This window comes from Rhodococcus ruitaii, from assembly GCF_055230935.1.
In genome coordinates, this window is the sequence record NZ_JBUYWC010000019.1 from 92,582 (window position 1) to 112,251 (window position 19,670).

A 19,670-nucleotide genomic window follows, 5' to 3' on the forward strand; every position below is an offset into this window, starting at 1 on the left:
TGGGCTGCGTCGCCGGAACTGCCGTACTGATGACAGCGACTGCGTGCTCCTTCAGCCCCAACGACCTACCCTCGGTCCGAGCAGGTGTGGACATCGACTTCGAGGTGACACTCGAGTTCGCGGGCGTGATGAATCTCCCGACCGGAGCCGACGTGGTCATGAATGGAATCCGAATCGGGGAGGTCCGGTCGCTACGCGCGACCGACGGGGGGATCGACGTCAATATCGGACTGTCCGGAGCCACGCAGGTACCCACCGACATCAATGCCATCATCCGGCAGAACACGCTGCTCGGTGACACCTACATCGCGCTGACACCGACCACCCCGGTTGGTGGGGGAAGCGGGGCATTTCTCCGCGAAGGCGACGTGATCCCCATCGACAGGACGACTTCACCACCGCAGCTCGAGGACACCATCGCCGTACTTGCGCACTTCGTGAACGGCGGCAGCATCCAGAAGGTGCAGGAGACCATGGCCGTTCTCAACGAAACAGTTTCGGAAACAGAGGATTTGAAATCTCTTGCCGGTACGGTCGCGATCGACCTCGAGGACCTCGCCAACGGGACCGCGGGCATCGACAACTTCCTGAACGGCATCGACGACACCGCGGTGTCGATCAACGACCGCTCTGCCGAATGGCAGACGGTATTCAGCCCCGGTGGGGCCGACTATTGGGACAAGGTCGCCAATCAATCTGTCGCCCACATCAGCACGCTGCTGCCGTCGCTGGGATCGATCTTCTCCGGAGGACTGTGGCTGGTGCCCATGCTCGACTCGCTCGCCGGTACCGCTCAGACTCTCCGGGGCAACCAGGACGGTGTGGTCGAGTCATCGACGCGTCTGAACAACTTCCTGCGAACCACATTGGTTCCGTTCGTGAACAACCCTTCGGTCAACGTTACGTCGGTGACGTCGGCTTCGGGCGACGAGCTCCTCGCCGATGCCGAGAACGTCCTGCGGATGCTCGGAGCCGTCCGATGATCACCAAAACCAGGGTTTCCGTGCTCGCGATGCTTGTGATCGCAGGGGTGTCCATCGTCCACATCGGCCGGGTCGGCCTGCACATCGAGGCGCTGAGCTCGACACGCACAGCCAGCATGGTCGTTCCCGACACGAACAATATCCTGACCGAATCCCGAGTCCTGTTGCGCGGAGTCGAGGTCGGGTATGTCCGTGAAATCCAACCGGTCGCGGACGGCGTGCGGATCGAATGGGACTATGCCGACTCCATCGACATTCCCGTAGACAGCGCGTTCCGTGTCGACAACCTGTCGGCTCTCGGCGAGGCGTACGTCTCTGTGACGCCGAACGGCTCCGGTGGCCCCTATCTGGAGGACGGCGCACAGATCGATCGTGCCCGAGTCACCGTGCCGACGAGCTTCAGTGAGTTGTCCGAACGGTTGACCACGCTGCTGAAGCAGGTCGATCCGGACCGGGTGGGGAACATCTTCCGTTCGCTCGACGCAGGTCTGCCCGAGCAGTTGTCCGTGGTGAACGACCTCGATCGGGCGGGTCGCCTGCTCGCGGACGAACTGGCACATCAGTCCGACAGCCTGGTCACGCTACTCAGCGCGATGCAGCCGCTGCTCGCCCGGACCGGGACCGTACCGGAGTCGCTCGCCGACACCACCCCGTTGCTGGCCGGGTTCGGTGTGAACTTCCAAGACCTGCTGAACTCCATCGTCGATGCGATGAACCTCGGCGGACCACTGCTCGACGGGACTAGGTACGGGGCGAACCCCTTCCTCGCGGGACTGCAGGAGTTCCTGGACATCACTGCTGCCGATCTCAACGTCATCGGAACGAACCTGCTGCCCGCGGCGTCGGCCGGCAGTGCGGCGATGCGCACAGTCGATGTATCCCGCCTGCTCGATCAGGCACTGGCGGCGACCAACGAACCGGGACAGATCACGCTGCACATCCCGAACGGTGTCCCGCAGCCGAGCGGTAACCCGTAACAAGGCGCCACGGGCCAGGTGACCTGACCCTCAAGCAGGAATGAATCAGTTTTCGTCGAGTGAAAGGACCGGCCACATGGACAACACCACCGGAAGCCACGAACCGGATGACGAGGCAACACCCTTGTCTGCTCCTGAACAGCAGGAAGCATCGGCCGAACCGCCGGCCGACGACCCTGATGAACACGGGCAGAATGGCAGGTCGATCCCTGTGCGTACGCTCGCCCGGTTCGGATTGGTGGGCGCCACTGTCATTGCCGCCGTCTCCACAATCGGGGTACTCGCCTGGCAGTTGCACTCGGAGTCGTCGCAGAACGCCGAGCAGGCTCAACGGTTGGAGAACAACGCGCATGTCGAGTCTCTCGCACTTGATTACGCCATCGGTGCGGCCGAGATGAGCTATGAGGACCCCGCACAGTGGCGCGAACGTCTGATCGAGGGAACGACCCCGGAGTTGGCCAATCGGCTGACTCAGGCGTCGATCTCGATGGAACAGCTCATCCTGCCGTTGCAGTGGAGTTCGAGTGCACAACCGATTGCCGCGAAGGTTTTGTCGTCATCGGACGGTCTGTACGAGGTCGTCTGCTTCGTCAATGTACTGACCAGGAACTCGCAGAGCCCCGACGGGATCGAGTCCACCGCGACGTACAAGATGACAATCGACGGTGAACAAGATTGGATGATTACCGAGATCAGCGGCATCGACTCGGCATTGGCAGGCGGATCCGACCCCGAGTAGAGAAGTGCCGTCGAATGCTGCGGTTTGTTCTGCCCGGGATCAGATCGAATTCCCGACGTCCTTCGCGACGATGTTGTCGAGCGCGCGTTCGGCGACGGCGGCGATGGTCATCGACGGATTGCATGCACCGGCGTGGCCCGGAAGCAGCGCGCCGTCGAGCACATACAGGCCGCGCTGGCCGTGTACCCGCCCGTCGAGATCGCAGACGCCACCCATGCTCGCACCGCCGAGTGGGTGCCATGTGGACGGCACAACGGCATTGGTGTCGGTGGCGACGCCGGTGTTGCCGACGATCCTGCGCACGGTGGGATCGATGTGGCCGTTCTGGATTGCGGCGTCGCCGTCCTTCGGCCAGTGCAGAATCGCGTCGTCCTGCGCGGAGTCGTAGACGAACGAACCGCGGCTGTCGCTCATGCCGTAGCCCACGAGTACGGTACTGCGGGTGTTCACGCCGATCGCCGGGATCGAGGCTTGGATCACCGTGAAGGCGGCGTTCGGATCGTCCCAATTCTTACTGCCGTAGACGACGGGGCCGCCCTGCAATGCGCCGAAGTCCTCGCGCATGTCGGACCAGAGGTAGATGCGGTCGGCGTTGCTGCCCCAATTGCGTCCGAGATCGTCTGGAAGGTCCGGGATCTGCCCCTTCTGCGATGCGCGCACCAGCAACCGGGTCGTGTTGAGGCTACCGGCCGCCAGGATGAGCGTGTCGGTGGTGAGGATCTTGTTCTCGAGGAGGTTCCCGGAGGTGTCGATCCGGTCGACGTACACGGTCCACCGGCCGTCGGGCGCTCGTTCGATGTCCCTGACCTCGTGCTGGGTCTGGACGGTCACCAGGCCAGTGGCTTCGGCCGCGGCGATGTAGGTGACATCGACGGAGTGCTTGCCGCCGTTGTTGACGCCGAGAGCGCCGGAGCCGTCCGTGTACGACGGTGTCATCTCGCCGCGCAGTTCGGCGAGGGCGTACTCCCAGTCGATCGGCATGGGAATCTTGTCGAGTGGGAGCCCCGCCTGCCTTACGCGCTCGGCGAAGATCCGCGCGGCGGCGTAGTTGGGGTGAGCGACGAGTTCGTCGGGGGCGGTCGCGAGCCCCAGCATCCGCGACACACGCGGGTAGTGGACGCGATTCATGGTGGCCCAGTCGAGTTCGTTCGGGAAGTGGGTGTTGAACACTTCCTCGCTGGGCTGCAACGACATTCCCTGGTAGACCAGCGAGCCGCCGCCGACGCCTGCGGCACACAGCGCGGTCATGTTCTGTCCGACGACCGCCTCGACCAGGCCGGTGTGCGGTTCGACCATGACGGGCCTGCCGAAGAGTTCGGGTGCGGAGCGGAACCACAGGATGCGCCCGTCGGGTGCGTCGACTCGCGGGAACGTCGTCGCGTCGGGTCCGGTGGGCCAGCGTTTTCCTCGCTCGAGGATTGTGACGGGCACTCCGGCTTCGGCCAGGCGCAGTGCGCTCACACCGCCGCCGAACCCGGAGCCGATGACAACGACTCGGTGTTCTTCGCGCGTCAGCGGAATCTTGTTCGTTCGGGCGGCGATACCGGGTGACACGGTGAGGCCGGCGGATGCATGGGCCACAGCCGATCCCGCCAGTGCGGTGCCGATCGTGGCTGCACCTGCGAGGAATGTGCGCCTGGTGATGCTCGACAAGATCAGACCCCCCCAAAGAGTGTGCTCGAGCCCGGCGGATGTTCTCTGGGCCGCGTGCAAAACTAGACAGAGTGGCCCCAAGTGTCAATGTTTAGGCATCGCGGGACTCAGCCACCTGGTGAGAAACCGACGCAATTCGTCGTCCGAGTGCATTTCCGGATCGTCGAACAGGACCACCGACAAGCCGAGGAAGAGCGCGATATCAGCGATGTCGTCGATCTGGGAAGTGATCGCCGGGTATTTGTCGACCAACGGTGCGAGCAGGTGATGAACGACCGGTTTCGCCCGGCTCACCATGCCCTCGTCGAAGAATGGATGCTCGCGGCCCGAACGGTGCAAAGCGGAGAGCACCGGGTTGCACCGCACTACAGTTCGCCCCGCAACGAGCAGTTCGACCAGGTACTCGCACGGCGAATCGGTTCCGGCCAACCGCGTGCGGATATCGTCGAACCCTCCCAGCGCAGCGCTCGCGACCGCTTGGGACACCAGATTCTCCCGACTTCCGAATATCGAGTAGACGGTCTGCCGGGAGACGCCGGCCACCTTCGCCACTCCCGCTATGGTGGCGGCATCGAACCCGTCGCGCGTGATGAGCGTGAGCGTGGCGTCGAGAATCTTCGTACGGGAGCGCATCCGTCGATTCTCCCGCACCGGGCGAACGTCAGGAGGCCGGCGTGAGTACCCGCCCCGCGCCTCGACGACGTTGTACCGATCCGATCGTCCGGCACACGAGGTAGATGACGAAGGCGATCGTGGTGATGAAACTCGACACCGGCACACCGGGTGCAAGTGCGAGCAGAATGCCGCCGACGGCGGCGACCTCGGCGAAGATCACCGACAGGATCGTCGCCGCGAGCGGCCCGCGGGTCACGCGCGCCGCTGCGGCGGCAGGCGTGATCAGCAGGGCCATGACGAGCAGCGCACCGACGATCTGCACACCGAGCGCGGCGGTGATGCCGACGAGCACCGCGAAGACCATCGAGAGTGCCCGCACCGGCACGCCGCGTGCGGCGGCGACCTCCGGGTCGGTGCTCGCGAACAGCAGCGGGCGGTACATCAGGAGCAGGGCGCCGATCACCACCACTGCGCAGCCCGCGAGCAGCGAGATGCCGGTTCCGCCGGGGGCAACGATCTGGCCGGTCAACAGCGAGAATGCAGCTCCGGTACGTCCGTCGTACGCCCACAGCAGCAATACGGCGAGGCCGAGGCCGAAGGCCATGACGACGCCGATCACCGAGTCCCGTTCACGGGCGCGGGTACCGAGCAACCCGAACAGGATTGCCGCGACCACCGCGCCGACCACTGCGCCGAGCCCGACGGACACCCCGACCAGGAGCGCCGCGGCGGCGCCGGTGAGCGACAACTCGGACGTGCCGTGCACCGAGAACGCCATCTGACGGCTGATGATCAGAGGGCCGATGACGCCGGCGAGGAGGCCGAGGATGGCTCCGGAGATCAGCGCTTGCTGCACGAAGTCGTACTGCAGTAGTTCCGCTGTGGCCTGGAAATCGAACAACCGTCCCATTGCGTCCGTGAATTTGCTGCTCATGCGGGGTCCTCGGGGTGGTGATGGTGGACGCCTTCGCCGGGGCGGAGCCCGCCTGCGCTGCCGAGCGCGTCGATGGCGTCGCCGGTGCCGACGACGACGAGTCGCCCGCGCATCTCGAGCACTTCGACCTCGGTGCGGTACAGGTCGGAGAGCACCTCGGACGTCATCACCTCCGAAGGCGTACCGATGCGGAACTGGCCGTCGACGAGATACAGCACCCGATCGACGAGGGGGAGGATCGGATTGATCTCGTGCGTGACGAAAAGGACCGCGGTGTCGTGGTCCTTTCGTCGCTGGTCGATGAGCGCCGACACGAGATTCTGGTTGGCGAGGTCGAGGCTGAGCAACGGTTCGTCGCACAGCAGGACCCGCGGATCACCCACGAGTGCCTGCGCCACCCGGAGTCGTTGCTGCTCTCCGCCGGACAGGTCACCGACCAAGGCGTTCGCGTACGACTGCGCGCCGACCTGGGCGATCGCGGCGTCCACAGCGGCCTTACGGCGCGCGAAATGCCGGATTCCCGTGCCCCACAGGTGTCCGTCCACACCGAGCCCGACGAGGTCGCGGCCGCGCAGTGGGACACCCACGTCGAGGGTCTTCTGTTGGGGCACATAACCGACGTGGGGGCTGCCTGTGTGCACCGGTGCGCCCGCGATGGTGGCGGTACCGGCGCTGAGTGGCAGCTGACCGAGCAGCACTTTGAGCAGGGAGGTTTTTCCGGCGCCGTTCGGCCCGAGGACCGCGATGAACTCTCCGGGGTGCACTGCCAGGTCGAGGTGATCCCAGAGGGTGCGTTCGCCGAACGCCAATCGGGCGCCGTTCAGTTCGACCGCGTGGGGATGGTCGGGTAGGGAAGATGTCACCGGGGTCCGCGTTCTCGAGCTGTGGTCAGGGGCTGTCAGGGATTACGACGCAGAATCGAGTCCGTCGGCGAGCGACTCGGCGGTCCGGGTCTGCCACTGAATGTAATCGACTCCCTCGGGCAGGGTCTCGAAGACCTCGACGACGGGAATGCCTGAAGACTCGGCGGCGGCGCGCATCTCACGGCTCACCTTGTCCTCTGTCTGCGGGTTGTAGAGAAGGACTCCGACCTGCCTGTCGAGCAGCAGCTGTCGAGTTTCCGCGATGCTCGCGGGCGACGGGTCGGTGCCGTTCTCGATCGCGTTGGTGAAGTCGGTGGGCGTCACGTCGTCGAGACCGGCCGACAGCACGAGGTAGTGGCCGATGGTCTCGGTCTGCGCGACGGGTGCGTCGGCGTGAGTATCTGCGATCCGCGTCGTCACGTCGGAGATGCCGTGCAGACTCTCGTGGAAGGCAGCGGCATTGTCGCGGTACACCTGCGCGCCGTCGGGATCGAGCTCGGCGAGTTGCTCGGCGATCGCGTGTGCGACGGCGTCGGCGGTCGGGAGGTCGTACCAGACGTGTTCGTTGATACCGCTGTGGTCGTGACCGTCATGATCGTGAGCGCTGTGATCGTGAGTGCTGTGATCGTGTGTCTCCTCCGCAGGGTCGTCGGTCGCGGAGGTATCGGTACTCGCGCCGTGGTCGTGACCTGCGTGCAGGTCGCTGTATTCCCCCGACTCGAACAGCGCGAACGCTTCGACGGTGGGGACGTCGCCGCCGACCGAGTCGAGAATGCTGTCGACGAAGTGGTCGTACCCGCCGCCGTTGTACACGACCAGCGACGCGTCGCTGATCGCGGCGGCGTCGAGCGGGCTGGCCTCGTAGGAGTGTGGGTCGGCGGTCGGCTCGGTGATCAGCGATTCGACCTCGATCCGGTCTCCCGCGACGGCCTGGGCGATCGAGCCCCACACATTGGTCGACGCGACCACGCTCAGCTCGCCGCCCGAGCCCGAGTCGCCGGTCGTGCCGGAGCCACACGCCGCGAGGGCGGTGGCGCACGACAGAGTGGCCGCGGCGAGCGCGGCGCGGGAGGACAGGCGCACTGTTGTTCTCTCCTGAGTCAGAGGCGTCGAAGGGCGGTGAGGCAACCCTAACGCTATTGGAAACCGTTACCGTTCCACTTTAGCGGACAATTTCGTGCTTCCTGCCCAACCCGCGTGGTCGTGAGCATCGACACAGGACTACGGTCCGATCATGTCCAGGTCCCGTCAGCCGCGCCGACAGGCGACTCTGGCATCGATCGCCGCCGAGCTGAAGATCTCCCGTACCACGGTCTCGAACGCGTACAACCGGCCCGACCAACTGTCGACCGAGCTGCGCGAACGGGTCTTCGAGGTCGCCAAACGCCGTGGGTACGCCGGTCCCGATCCGATGGCTCGATCGCTGCGCACCCGCAAAGCGGGCGCAGTGGGGGTACTTCTCACCGAAGCACTGAGCTATTCGTTCCGAGACCCCGCTGCGATGAGTTTTCTCTCGGGCCTGTCGGAAGCATGCGAAGCCGCCGGGCAGGGTCTACTGCTCATTCCCGCAGGACCGGGCCGCACCGACGCCGAAGCCGCGCAGGTCGTGCATCGCTCGTCCGTCGACGGGTTCGTCGTCTATTCCGTACCGCCCGAAGATCCGTATCTTGCTGCTGTGCTCGAGCGGCACCTGCCGATCGTCGCCTGCGACCAGCCTCGCGGTATCGGGGCGGCACCCGTCGTCGGAATCGACGATCGCCGCCCGACGCGTGACCTCGCCGCCCACCTGATCGAACTCGGGCACCGCGAGTTCGGGATCGTCTGCATGCGGCTCGGTCGCGACCGCCACGACGGCGTCGTCGATCTCTCCGTACTCGAGGAGGCGGGCTTCCACGTCCAACGTGAACGCATCCTCGGGGTGCGCGACGCTCTGCGCGACGCCGGACTCGACGATTCCGCGCTCACCGTGGTGGAACGGTTCACCCATACTTCCGGCGACGGGCACTCGGCCGCCGCGCAGGCCATGAGCGTCAACCCGCGCATCACCGCGCTGATGTGCACCACCGACGTGCTGGCGCTCGGCGCACTCGCATGGGCCGATCAAGCGGGCCTCGACGTCCCGGGCCACCTGTCGATCACCGGGTTCGACGGCGTCGACGAGGCGCTCCGCGAAGGCCTGACGACGGTGAGCCAGCCCCAGAAGGACAAGGGGCGGCGCGCGGGTGAGCTGCTGCTGGCCTCACCGGCGCACTCGGGCATCCCCGAGATGGAGACCCTCGACACTCGGCTGGTGTTCGGCAAGACCTCGGGGCCCGTCGAGAGCACCGGCTGGTACGCCGAGTAGGGCTGCTCAGACGGGTTTCGCGGCGAGCAACTGCGCACACCGCAGGAGCCCGATGTGGCTGTACGCCTGCGGGTGATTGCCCAGTGACCGCTCGGCGACCGGATCGTACTCCTCGCTGAGCAGGCCGGTAGGTCCCGCCGCGGCAACGAGCTGAGCGAACAGGGCCTCCGCGTCGTTGCGTTGCCCGATGAGTAGATACGCCTCGACGAGCCATGCCGCGCACAGGTGGAAGCCGCCTTCGACGCCCGGCAGTCCGTCGTCGTGGCGATACCGATACACCGTCGAACCACTCCGCAGTTCCGTCTCGGTGGCTCGAACCGTCTCGCGGAACCGCTCGTCGGTGGGGTCGATCAGTCCGGCCAGCCCGATGAACAGGGTTGCCGCGTCGAGGTCGGTGCCGTCGTATGCGGCGGTATAGGAACGGACGTCGTCGTTCCAGCCCTTCTCGAGGACCTCTTCGGCGATCTCGTCGCGGAGTGCAGCCCAACCTGCACCGGCAGGGCGTGAGAATGCGGCCGCGAGTGCCAGGGCGCGATCGACGGTGAGCCAGCCCATCACCTTCGAGTACACGTGGTGCCGGGGGTTGTCCCGGATCTCCCAGATGCCGTGATCCGGTTCGAACCAGCGGCGGTCGACGGCCGTGACCATCGAGCAGACCAGCTCCCAGTCGCGATCGGTGAGAGCTGATGCGTGGTCGGTGCCGCACGCATCACGCCGATGCGCGATGGCGGAGATCAGACTCACGATCGGGCCGAACACGTCGAGTTGGACCTGCTGATTGGCCGCGTTCCCGACGCGCACCGGTCGTGAACCAGCGTATCCGGGAAGGGAATCGAGCACGGCCTCCGGTGGTAGCGGGCCACCCGCGAGCGTGTAGAGCGGATGCAGTCGCTCTGGCCCGGGCACCGTCTCGAGGACGTCGTGCACCCAGTCGAGGTACTTTTCGGCTTCGGTGAGGGAACCGACGTCCACGAGCGCGTGCGCCGTCAGCGCCGCATCGCGCAGCCAGCAGTACCGGTAGTCCCAGTTACGCACCCCGCCGATCTCTTCCGGTAGCGACGTGGTCGCCGCCGCGAGGATCGATCCGGTCGGTTCGTGGACGAGACCGCGCAGGGTGAGTGCCGATCGCTTGGCGAGATCCGGCTTGAGTGTAGGCAGATCGAGTTCCGCTGCCCACTGCCACCAGTGTGCTTCCGCGCGTGCACGCCGCTCCACCTCGGACTCCGGGTGTGCTTCGAGATCATCTGTTCCACAGCGTAATTCCAGGGTGACATCGCCATCGGTCGGGTCGACGACGGCGTGCGCGGTGTGGTGGACGCCCTCGCTGGTGATGTTCCATCGGACTCCCGGTGACCGCAGGACGAACGGTTCGTTGAAGCCGTGCACGCGCAGACCGTCGTCGACGGCCTCGAGGATCACCTGGCCCTGGCCGAACTCGGGACGCGGTGCGAACGTCACGACCGCCGATGCGCGGCCGGAGATCACACGCGTCAGGTCGGTGCGGCCGGCGTCGACGTCGTGCGGCAGGTAGTCGATCACCGCGAGGCTCGCCCAGCGGGTCACGACGGTCATCGTCGAGTCGACGTACCGCTGGCTCAGTGGAAGTGCTTCGCGCGTCGGGCCGATCGTGAAATGGCCGGCGGCGTCGCCGCCGAGGAGATGCGCGAAGATCGCCGCCGAATCCGGTTCCGGATGGCACAACCAGGTGATGGTGCCGTCGGGGGTGACGAGTGCCTTGGAACGCGGGCTGGCGAGCATCGTGAGTCGTTCGATCGGGGCGGCGTGCGCACCCGAGAGCCACGTACGGCGCTCCTCGAGAAGGAACGCCAGAGCGGCGATCACGTCGTCGGAGCGATCCACCCGGTACTCGGCGACGGTCTCACCTTCGCCGACCTTGATGCCCACGTCGGGTCCGCGCAGGGAGGCGAATGCCTTTTCGTCGGTGACGTCGTCGCCGAAGAACACCGCGGCGCTCGAGGCTTCCTGGTGTCGGATGATGTCGAGTGCGCTGCCCTTGTCGGTCGGGACAACGGACAGTTCGATGACGGCTTTACCTTCGGTGACCTGGATGCCGGGGCGCAACGCGAGGTCGCTGCGCACCGCCGCGACGGCATGTTCGGCATCCTCGGGCGAGGCATTGCGCACGTGCAGGGCGGCGCTGGCCGGCTTCGCCTCCACCCCGACACCGGGGAATCGGCTCGCGATGGCCTCCAGCCCCGCCACGATGCCGCGGAGTCGGCTCTTGGATTCGTCGTCGATTGCGTGGACGAATCCGACATCGAACTCGGAACCGTGGCTTCCGACCAGCTTGACCTCCACGGGCAGTCGCGACAGCGCTGCCAGATCCTTGAGCGCACGTCCGGAGATGACCGCGGCAGAGGTCGCGGGCAGTACTGCCAGGCTGCGCAGGGCACGGACAGCGTCGGCGTGCGGGTGAGCTTTGTCCGGATCGGACACGATGGGAGACAGGGTGCCGTCGTAGTCGCTCGCGACCAGCAGCCGGGGTGCGCGTGCGACCGCGGCCAGCGCCCGGCGCAGCTCGATGGGGAGATCTAGTGCGCTCACCTGTCCCAAGGTAGGCGAAAACGCCGGTGCATCCACCCGAGTGGAGGCAATCGTGACGGTGTTTCGTGTTACACCGTCGGAGTATGGGGCGAAAGAATCGTGCGGGTCGGGGAATCGCCGTGTGACTCGGCGGCACCCGGTGTGGAGTACACCGCGCGGGGAGAATCGCCGAGTAGCAGATCGACGGTCAGTTCCAGACGGCGTGCGACGTCGGTGGCCGAGGAGCGACGGGTCAGCCACGCCACGAGGTTGGAAAGCCACACATCGCTGATGACGCGCGCGATCGCGAGTTCGTCCTCGGTGGGTTCGCCTTCGTTCATCGCCCTGGCGAAGAGCCGGTCCATGAGCTTGCCCACCTGATCGACCTCGGCGGCGGCCGACGCATCGGCGAACATGAATGCCCGGGTCATCGCTTCGGTGAGCAGTGGGTCGCGCTGCATGGCCTTGGTGATCAGGCCCAGGATCAGATGCATACGTTCGAGCGGGCTGTGACCCGGCGGGATCTTCCCCCTACCCTCGATGCGGGCGAATTCACGCCCGAGTGCCGAGACCAGCAGGTGTACTTTCGACGGAAAGTACCGGTACAACGTGCCCACCGCGACATCGGCACGGTCTGCCACCGCGCGCATCTGCACCGCCTCGTAACCGCCCTTGGACGCGAGCGTCAGGGTGGCATCGAGAATCCGCTTACGCCGTTCCTTCTGGGCATTGGAACTGAGATCGTCCTCGGTGAGGGCAGTCAGGGTTCCGTTGCCATTGGAACGCGAACGAGACGGGGTGACCATAAATCGCTTTTCCTCACACCTTGACTCTGATCCGGTGTCATATTAGAACACGTTCTAGGTAATAATGTCATTTCGAAAGGTCGGAGACTCGCTGTGAGTATTGCCATGACAGAGGAACAGCGGGCCGTTCAGGCCTCTGTTCAGGCCTGGTCGCGAGCCGTGGAGCCGGTATCCAGGATACGTCGGCATCCCGACGACACCTGGCGCGAAGGCTGGATGTCGCTCGCCGAACTCGGACTGTTCGGTGTTGCAGTTCCAGAGGAGGCCGGCGGGCTCGGCGCTACCGTGGTCGACCTGGCGGTCATGCTCGAACAGGCCGCGCACGAACTCGCTCCCGGTCCTGTCGTGACCACCGCCGTCGCCGCGCTCGTGTTCGGCCGGGGCGGAGAATCGACAGCGAAGACGGCAACCCTGCTCGCGGAGGGTGCCCTACCCACTGCTGTCGCGCTCGACCCGGTGGGTGCCGAGACCACTGCCGAGGGGGTCGTGCTCACCGGTGAAGCCGGCGCGGTGATCGCGGCAGAGTCCGGTGTCGCAGTCCTCGTCGAGTTCGACACCGATCGCGACGGCCCGGAACGCTGGGGGCTGGTCGACCCCGATGCCCCGGGCATGCACCTGGACGTGCTCGACACGATCGACAAGTCGCGCTCGCTCGCACGGGTGCGCTTCGACGGCACCCTCGTTCCCGAGGATCGAGTGGTGCAGGCGCCCGCAGGATTCGTCCGCGACCTCACCGCGGCACTCTCGGTGGCCGAACTTGCCGGTGTCGCAGGCTGGGCGCTGACCACCGCCGTCGAATACGCCAAGATCCGCGAGCAGTTCGGCAAGCCGATCGGCTCGTTCCAGGCCATCAAGCACCTGTGTGCGGAAATGCTGTGCCGCACCGAGAAGATCCGCGCCCTCGCATGGGACGCCGCCGTCGCCGCGGACACCGATCCGGCCGAACTGCCCGTCGCAGCTGCTGTCGCGGCGGCTGTATCGCTGGACGCGGCCGTGAAAACTGCCGAGGACGCGATCCAGGTGCTCGGCGGAATCGGCTTCACCTGGGAGCACGACGCGCATTTCTATCTCCGGCGCGCAGTTGCTACGCGGCAGTTGCTCGGCGGTTCCACCAAATGGCGCGCACGCCTGACCGGGCTGACCCGCACAGGTGCACGCCGCCACCTCGGGATCGATCTGTCGGAACACGCCACCGACCGCGAACGTATCCGCGGTGAGGTTGCAGCGATCGCAGCGCAGCCCGAGTCCGAGCACAGAGTAGCGCTCGCCGAATCCGGTTGTCTCGCACCGCACTGGCCGGAACCGTACGGACGCGGCGCCGGCCCCGTCGAACAGCTCCTCATCCACGAAGAGCTCGCTGCCGCAGGAATCTCGCGGCCCGACCTGGTGATCGGCTGGTGGGCGGTGCCGACCATCCTCGAGCACGGAACCGCCGAGCAGATCGAACGTTTCGCGATGCCCACGCTGCGCGGTGACATCGTGTGGTGCCAGCTCTTCTCCGAGCCGGGTGCCGGATCCGACCTCGCGGCCTTGCGCACCACCGCGGAGAAGGTCGACGGCGGCTGGAAACTGCAGGGACAGAAGGTGTGGACTTCGCTCGCGCACGAGGCCGACTGGGCGATCTGCCTGGCCCGCACAGACCGGGATGTTCCGAAGCACAAGGGCATCACGTACTTCCTCGTCGACATGAAGTCTGCGGGCATCACGGTGGCGCCGCTTCGGGAGATCACCGGCGACGCGCTGTTCAACGAGGTGTTCCTCGACTCGGTGTTCGTGCCCGACGAATGCGTTGTCGGTTCTCTCGGCGGCGGCTGGAAGCTCGCACGGACCACGCTCGCCAACGAACGGGTCGCGATGGGAGGGAAATCGTCGCTCGGCCCGGCCATCGAAGAACTCCTCACGCTGGCTGCGCCCGGCGATGCGGTGGCCGACGACCGAATCGGCACCCAGATCGGGGAGGCGCTGGTCGGGTCTCTGCTGGATCTGCGCACCACCCTCGCGCAACTCGAAGGTCAGGATCCCGGCCCGGCGTCGAGTGTTCGGAAGCTGATCGGGGTGCGTCAGCGTCAGGACACTGCCGAACTCGCGATGGATCTTGCGGGTCCGGCCGGGTGGGTGGAGGGCCCCCTCACCCGTGAGTTCCTCAACCTCAGGTGCCTGACGATCGCGGGCGGTACCGAGCAGATCCTGCTCACCGTCGCAGCCGAACGCCTTCTGGGGTTGCCCAGGTAGCTGATGGGTCGGGGTGCGGCGAGTCCCGAAGGCCGGGACGAGCCCGTCGTCGGTTCCTCGAGGCATGCACGATACGAGCCGACGGCGGTTTCGCCGACACCGGAATGGTGCTACAACTAGAACACGTTCTAACTAGAAGGTGGTTACGGTGGATTTCGCACGTGACGAGACGCAGGAGGAAGTGGCCGGAGTCGCTGCCGACCTGCTGGGTCGGGGTCTGGACTCCGACGAACTGTGGTCCGCGCTCGCTGGTGCGGATCTTCTCTCCCTGGCAGTGCCCGAGAGGCTCGGCGGTTCCGGACTCGGAGTCACCGAGTCGCTCACCGTCCTCACCGAGGTCGGCCGTGCTGCGGCCTTGGTCCCGGCACTACCCACTATCGGATTCGGTGTCCTTCCCGTGCTTGCGCTCGCGACCTCCGAGCAGCAGGACGCACTGCTCAGCGAAGTTGCCGGTGGGGGAGTTCTCACTGCCGCACTCGCAGAGCCGGGTCGTCCGTTCCCTCGGCAGCCCTCCGCCACGGTCGTCGAGGTCGACGGCGGTGTCGCGGTGACCGGATCGTTCGTCGCGGTGCCCTACGCGGATCGGGCACGGAGCATCCTCGTTCCCACTGCCTCCGGTGTCGTCGCGGTGACGCCCGACGCCGACGGAGTGACCCTGCTGGAGAGTCCCAGCTCGGCGCACGCCCCTGAATTCTCCGTCCGCCTCGAGTCCGCGGTCGGCACCCTGCTCGGGGGCGGCACCGACGCGATGTCGGACATCGAGACGCTGTACGGCCTCGCGGTCGCCGCGGTTGCAGCCTACTCCGACGGATTGCTCACCGGTGCAACTGAACTCACTGCAAAGCATGTGAGCGAACGCCACCAGTTCGGCAAACCGCTGGCTGCTTTCCAGGCCGTGGCGCAGCAGATCGCCGACGTATACGTCACCTCCCGCACCTTGCACGTGGCGGCCCTGTCCGTCATCTGGCGGGTCTCCGAAGGACTCGACGCCGCAGACGATCTCGACGTGGCCGCCTACTGGATCGCCGCGGAGTTGCTCCCGGCGATGCGCGTGCTGCATCACTTGCACGGCGGCATCGGTGTCGACGAAACCTATCCGATGCACAAATATTCGTCGACGGCCAAGGATCTTGCGCGGCTGCTCGGCGGCGCTTCGTACCGACTCGACCTCGTGGGGGCCCGGTGTTCATCGAACTGACCGAAGACCAGCGCGCACTGCAGAACGAACTGCGCAGCTACTTCTCGAATCTCATCTCACCCGAAGAGGCCGCGATCATGCGGACCGAGCGGCACGGACCCACCTACCGTGAGGTGATCCGCCGCATGGGCAAGGATCGCTGGCTCGGTGTCGGGTGGCCCACCGAATTCGGCGGTCACGGCTTCGGCGACGTGGAACAGCAGATCTTCGCCAACGAGGCCGTCCGCGCCGATGTGCCGCTGCCCAGCGTCACGTTGCAGACTGTCGGCCCCACCCTGCAGGTGTACGGAACCGACGAGCAGAAGCAGAAGTTTCTGCCCGCAATCCTGGCCGGTGAAGTCCACTTCGCCATCGGTTACTCCGAGCCCGAGGCCGGCACCGACCTCGCGGCGCTGCGCACGACAGCTGTCCGCGACGGCGACGAATACGTGATCAACGGCCAGAAGATCTTCACCACCGGCGGCCACGACGCCGACTACATCTGGCTCGCCGCACGCACCGGGTCCGCCGATTCGCGACACCGGGGCATCTCCGTGTTCATCGTCGATACCAGCGACCCCGGATTCAGCTGGACGCCGATCATCACCAACGACGGCGCCCACCACATCAACGCCACGTACTACAGCGACGTCCGGGTGCCGGCGAGCATGCTCGTGGGCGAAGAGAACAAGGGCTGGCGCCTGATCACCACCCAGCTCAACCACGAGCGCGTCATGCTCGGACCGGCCGGCAAGGTCGCGGGAATCTACGAGCACCTCATCGACTGGGTGCGCGAACACAAGCTCACCGACGAACCCGACGTGCGCCGCGCACTCGGCGAGATCCACGCGACGTATCGGCTCAACGAACTGCTCAACTGGCAGGTCGCCTCGAGCGACAGCGATGCCGTCGACATCGCCGATGCGTCGGTAACCAAGGTTTTCGCCACCGAACGGATCCAGCGGGTCGGCATGCTCGCTGAGGAGATCGTCGGACGTCACGGCGACCCCGCCGACCCCGACACCGCCGCGCTGCTCAGCTGGCTGGACATGCAGGCCAAGCGCAACGTCGTCATCACCTTCGGCGGTGGTGTCAACGAGGTGATGCGGGAACTGATCGCAACGGCAGGTCTCGGAATGCCCCGGGTGCCGCGATGACGGAGACTGCGATGACGAACACAGGCACCATGGGTACCCCTGACGAGATCCTCGCCGCCGCAGACGGCGTCCGCGCCGACGGGCCGTCCGCTCCGCGCGAGGGACGCGACCCGGTGAATCTGCCGATGATCCGCAACTGGGTCGAGGCGATCGGCGACGACAACCCCGTATACACCGACGAAGCCGCGGCCATCGCCGCCGGTCACGGCGGTCTCGTCGCACCTCCCGCGATGGCGCAAGTGTGGACGATGCGTGGCCTCGGTGCCGAACGCGAGAAGGACGATCCGCTCGGCCGGATGACGAGCATCCTCGACGAGGCCGGCTACACCTCGGTGGTCGCGACCAACTGCGACCAGATTTATCACCGCTACCTTCGCCCCGGCGAAGAGGTGACGATCGAGTCCACCCTCGAGGACGTCGTGGGCCCCAAGAAGACGGGACTCGGGGAGGGCTGGTTCTTCACCACCCGCAACATCTGGAAGGTCGGCGACGAACCGGTCGCCGAGATGATCTTCCGCATACTGAAGTTCGCGCCCCCCTCGGCCGACAGGGGTAAGTCGGATTCCGCTGCGGGGCAACCGGTGCCGGAGGATCTCGACCCCACGCGGATGCTCCGTCCGTCCGTGTCGCACGATACGAAGTTCTTCTGGGACGGTGTCGCCGCGCACCAATTGCGGATCCAGCGTCGCCCCGGCGGCTCGCTGCAGCATCCGCCGGTCCCCGCGCTGTGGCTCGACAAGGGCGAGACCACCGACTACGTCGTCTCGAGTGGTCGCGGTACCGTCTTCAGTTTCGTGGTGCACCACGCGCCGAAGGCCCCGGGGCGACAGTTGCCGTTCGTAGTTGCCCTCGTCGAACTCGACGAAGGTGGAATCCGCATGCTCGGCGAGCTTCGCGGTGTCTCCCCAGGGGACGTGAAGATCGGAATGCCAGTCGAGGCAACCTATCTCGATTTCCCCGGCGACGATGAGACGGGCGGGAGCCCCTGGACTCTCTACGCTTGGCAGCCCCGTGAGGAGGACGCATGAGTACATCTGCGACGACGGTGGGGGCCACACTCCCGCCGCTGTCCGTCCACGGAGACCCGACCTTCGTTGTGTCGACAGCGTTGGCCACCAGGGATTTCCAGGATGTCCACCACGATCGCGACCTCGCACAGCAGCGTGGCTCGAAGGACATCTTCGTCAACATCCTCACCGACACCGGACTCGTGCAGCGGTACCTGACCGACTGGGCCGGGCCCCGTGCCGTCGTCAAATCCATCTCACTGCGCCTCGGGGTCCCGTGGTACGCGTACGACACCCTCACGCTGAATGGCACCGTGGCAGACATCGGTGACGACGGTGTTGTCACCGTCGACATCGTCGGCAGCAACTCGCTCGGGAACCATATCGTCGCGAAAGCCACGTTCCATGCGGGCGAGGGCGTATCCGAAGGAGGAGCCGCATGAGCGGGCTGTCGCGTAAGGCTGCCATCGCCGGAATCGGCGCGACCGATTTCTCGAAGGAGTCCGGGCGCAGTGAACTGCGCCTCGCTGCCGAAGCGGTGACCGATGCCCTCGACGATGCCGGATTGACGCCGGCGGACGTCGACGGACTCGTTTCCTTCACGATGGACACCAACACCGAAGTTGCGGTGGCACGGGCGGTCGGCATCCCGAGTCTGACGTTCTTCTCTCGCATCCACTACGGCGGTGGGGCCGCGGCGGCCACGGTGCAGCAGGCCGCGATGGCCGTCGCGACCGGAGTCGCCGACGTGGTCGTTGCCTACCGCGCGTTCAACGAACGCTCCGGTGCACGCTTCGGGCAGGTCAACGGTGCCCTTGCGACCCAGGTGAATTCCTCGGGTACCGACAACGCGTTCTCCTACCCGCACGGCCTGAGTACTCCGGCCTCGTTCGTCGCGATGACCGCGCAGCGCTATATGCACGTCACTGGTGCTACCAGCGCCGATTTCGGTGCTGTCGCGGTCGCCGACCGCAAACATGCGGCGACGAACCCGAAGGCGTTCTTCCACGGCAAGCCGATCACCCTCGAAGACCACCAGAACTCACGCTGGATTGCGGAGCCGCTACATCTCCTGGATTGCTGCCAGGAATCCGATGGTGGTGTGGCGCTGGTGATCACGACACCCGAGCGCGCCAAGGACCTGAAGCAGGCACCGGCGGTCATCACGGCGGCGGCACAGGGCAGTGGCCCGGATCAATACATCATGACGAGCTACTACCGGGACGGTTTGGCGGGGCTGCCCGAGATGGGCATCGTCGGCAACCAGTTGTGGGACCAGTCGGGACTGACCCCGCAAGATGTGCAGACCGCGGTGCTCTACGACCACTTCACCCCGTATGTGCTGATGCAGCTCGAAGAGCTGGGATTCTGCAAGCCCGGCGAAGCGAAGGACTTCATCGCCGACGGCGGAATCGAACTCGGTGGGCATCTGCCGCTCAACACCCACGGGGGCCAGCTCGGCGAGGCCTACATCCACGGCATGAACGGCATCGCCGAGGGTGTCCGCCAGATTCGTGGCACCTCTGTCAACCAGGTGGATGTCGTCGAGAATGTGCTCGTCACGGCGGGCACCGGTGTCCCCACATCCGGGCTGGTGCTGTCCCGGTCCTGACCGGTCCTCTCCCGGTCGACGGGAGAA

General features: G+C 66.0%; 17 protein-coding genes. 10 read left to right on the forward strand and 7 right to left on the reverse strand.

Going from position 1 to position 19,670, the window contains the following annotated elements; all coding sequences use genetic code 11:
• The first annotated feature begins 29 nt into the window (after window positions 1–29).
• From ACZI8W_RS22555 to ACZI8W_RS22565, 3 genes are all read left to right on the forward strand, one after another.
• Complete coding sequence (locus tag ACZI8W_RS22555) at window positions 30–983, forward strand: MlaD family protein (RefSeq protein ID WP_463370747.1); 954 nt, start codon at window positions 30–32, stop codon at window positions 981–983.
• The gene (locus tag ACZI8W_RS22560; protein WP_463370748.1) at window positions 980–1,960 is read left to right on the forward strand and encodes an MlaD family protein; all 981 of its coding nucleotides are present in this window, start codon (window positions 980–982) and stop codon (window positions 1,958–1,960) included. Before ACZI8W_RS22555 ends, ACZI8W_RS22560 begins: the two co-directional genes overlap by 4 nt.
• 76 nt (window positions 1,961–2,036) lie before the next feature.
• Window positions 2,037–2,699: a hypothetical protein gene (locus ACZI8W_RS22565; RefSeq protein ID WP_463370749.1), complete on the forward strand. Its 663-nt coding sequence runs from the start codon at window positions 2,037–2,039 to the stop codon at window positions 2,697–2,699.
• Window positions 2,700–2,738: 39 nt separating this feature from the next.
• Here ACZI8W_RS22565 and ACZI8W_RS22570 read toward each other — a convergent pair whose 3' ends face one another.
• The 5 genes from ACZI8W_RS22570 to ACZI8W_RS22590 form a co-directional block, all read right to left on the reverse strand.
• Window positions 2,739–4,352 (reverse strand): GMC oxidoreductase, encoded by a 1,614-nt coding sequence (locus tag ACZI8W_RS22570; RefSeq protein ID WP_463370750.1) that lies wholly within the window; start codon window positions 4,350–4,352, stop codon window positions 2,739–2,741.
• Window positions 4,353–4,436: 84 nt separating this feature from the next.
• Window positions 4,437–4,985, reverse strand: coding sequence for a TetR/AcrR family transcriptional regulator (locus tag ACZI8W_RS22575; RefSeq protein ID WP_463370751.1), 549 nt, complete (start codon window positions 4,983–4,985; stop codon window positions 4,437–4,439).
• Between the two features lie 28 nt (window positions 4,986–5,013).
• Complete coding sequence (locus tag ACZI8W_RS22580) at window positions 5,014–5,901, reverse strand: metal ABC transporter permease (RefSeq protein ID WP_463370752.1); 888 nt, start codon at window positions 5,899–5,901, stop codon at window positions 5,014–5,016.
• Complete coding sequence (locus tag ACZI8W_RS22585) at window positions 5,898–6,764, reverse strand: metal ABC transporter ATP-binding protein (RefSeq protein ID WP_463370753.1); 867 nt, start codon at window positions 6,762–6,764, stop codon at window positions 5,898–5,900. The genes ACZI8W_RS22580 and ACZI8W_RS22585 overlap by 4 nt, the downstream gene beginning before the upstream one ends.
• A gap of 42 nt (window positions 6,765–6,806) precedes the next feature.
• Window positions 6,807–7,847: a metal ABC transporter solute-binding protein, Zn/Mn family gene (locus ACZI8W_RS22590; RefSeq protein WP_463370754.1), complete on the reverse strand. Its 1,041-nt coding sequence runs from the start codon at window positions 7,845–7,847 to the stop codon at window positions 6,807–6,809.
• A 151-nt stretch (window positions 7,848–7,998) separates the two neighbouring features.
• On the opposite strand from ACZI8W_RS22590, the gene ACZI8W_RS22595 reads away from it, so the two are divergent.
• On the forward strand, window positions 7,999–9,108 hold the full coding sequence (locus tag ACZI8W_RS22595; protein WP_463370755.1) for a LacI family DNA-binding transcriptional regulator: 1,110 nt from the start codon (window positions 7,999–8,001) through the stop codon (window positions 9,106–9,108).
• A 6-nt stretch (window positions 9,109–9,114) separates the two neighbouring features.
• On the opposite strand, the gene otsB is transcribed toward ACZI8W_RS22595, so the two are convergent.
• Both otsB and kstR read right to left on the reverse strand, forming a co-directional pair.
• Window positions 9,115–11,673 carry a trehalose-phosphatase gene (gene otsB / locus ACZI8W_RS22600; protein WP_463370756.1) on the reverse strand — a complete coding sequence of 853 codons (2,559 nt, stop codon included), beginning with the start codon at window positions 11,671–11,673 and terminating at the stop codon, window positions 9,115–9,117.
• A gap of 68 nt (window positions 11,674–11,741) precedes the next feature.
• Window positions 11,742–12,458, reverse strand: a complete 717-nt coding sequence (gene kstR / locus ACZI8W_RS22605) for a cholesterol catabolism transcriptional regulator KstR (RefSeq protein WP_463370757.1) — start codon at window positions 12,456–12,458, stop codon at window positions 11,742–11,744.
• Between the two features lie 93 nt (window positions 12,459–12,551).
• Here kstR and ACZI8W_RS22610 point away from each other — a divergent pair, with 93 nt between their 5' ends.
• The 6 genes from ACZI8W_RS22610 (at window position 12,552) to ACZI8W_RS22635 (ending at window position 19,643) form a co-directional block, all read left to right on the forward strand.
• The gene (locus ACZI8W_RS22610) at window positions 12,552–14,690 is read left to right on the forward strand and encodes an acyl-CoA dehydrogenase family protein (protein ID WP_463370758.1); all 2,139 of its coding nucleotides are present in this window, start codon (window positions 12,552–12,554) and stop codon (window positions 14,688–14,690) included.
• Between the two features lie 148 nt (window positions 14,691–14,838).
• The gene (locus tag ACZI8W_RS22615) at window positions 14,839–15,888 is read left to right on the forward strand and encodes an acyl-CoA dehydrogenase family protein (protein WP_463370759.1); all 1,050 of its coding nucleotides are present in this window, start codon (window positions 14,839–14,841) and stop codon (window positions 15,886–15,888) included.
• Complete coding sequence (locus ACZI8W_RS22620; protein WP_463370760.1) at window positions 15,873–17,024, forward strand: acyl-CoA dehydrogenase family protein; 1,152 nt, start codon at window positions 15,873–15,875, stop codon at window positions 17,022–17,024. The genes ACZI8W_RS22615 and ACZI8W_RS22620 overlap by 16 nt, the downstream gene beginning before the upstream one ends.
• Before the next feature lie 11 nt (window positions 17,025–17,035).
• A complete protein-coding gene (locus ACZI8W_RS22625) occupies window positions 17,036–18,052 on the forward strand; it encodes a bifunctional MaoC family dehydratase N-terminal/OB-fold nucleic acid binding domain-containing protein (protein WP_463370761.1) in 1,017 nt (338 codons plus the stop codon).
• Complete coding sequence (locus ACZI8W_RS22630; protein WP_463370762.1) at window positions 18,049–18,474, forward strand: MaoC family dehydratase; 426 nt, start codon at window positions 18,049–18,051, stop codon at window positions 18,472–18,474. Before ACZI8W_RS22625 ends, ACZI8W_RS22630 begins: the two co-directional genes overlap by 4 nt.
• The gene (locus tag ACZI8W_RS22635; RefSeq protein ID WP_463370763.1) at window positions 18,471–19,643 is read left to right on the forward strand and encodes a lipid-transfer protein; all 1,173 of its coding nucleotides are present in this window, start codon (window positions 18,471–18,473) and stop codon (window positions 19,641–19,643) included. Before ACZI8W_RS22630 ends, ACZI8W_RS22635 begins: the two co-directional genes overlap by 4 nt.
• Window positions 19,644–19,670: the final 27 nt, after the last annotated feature.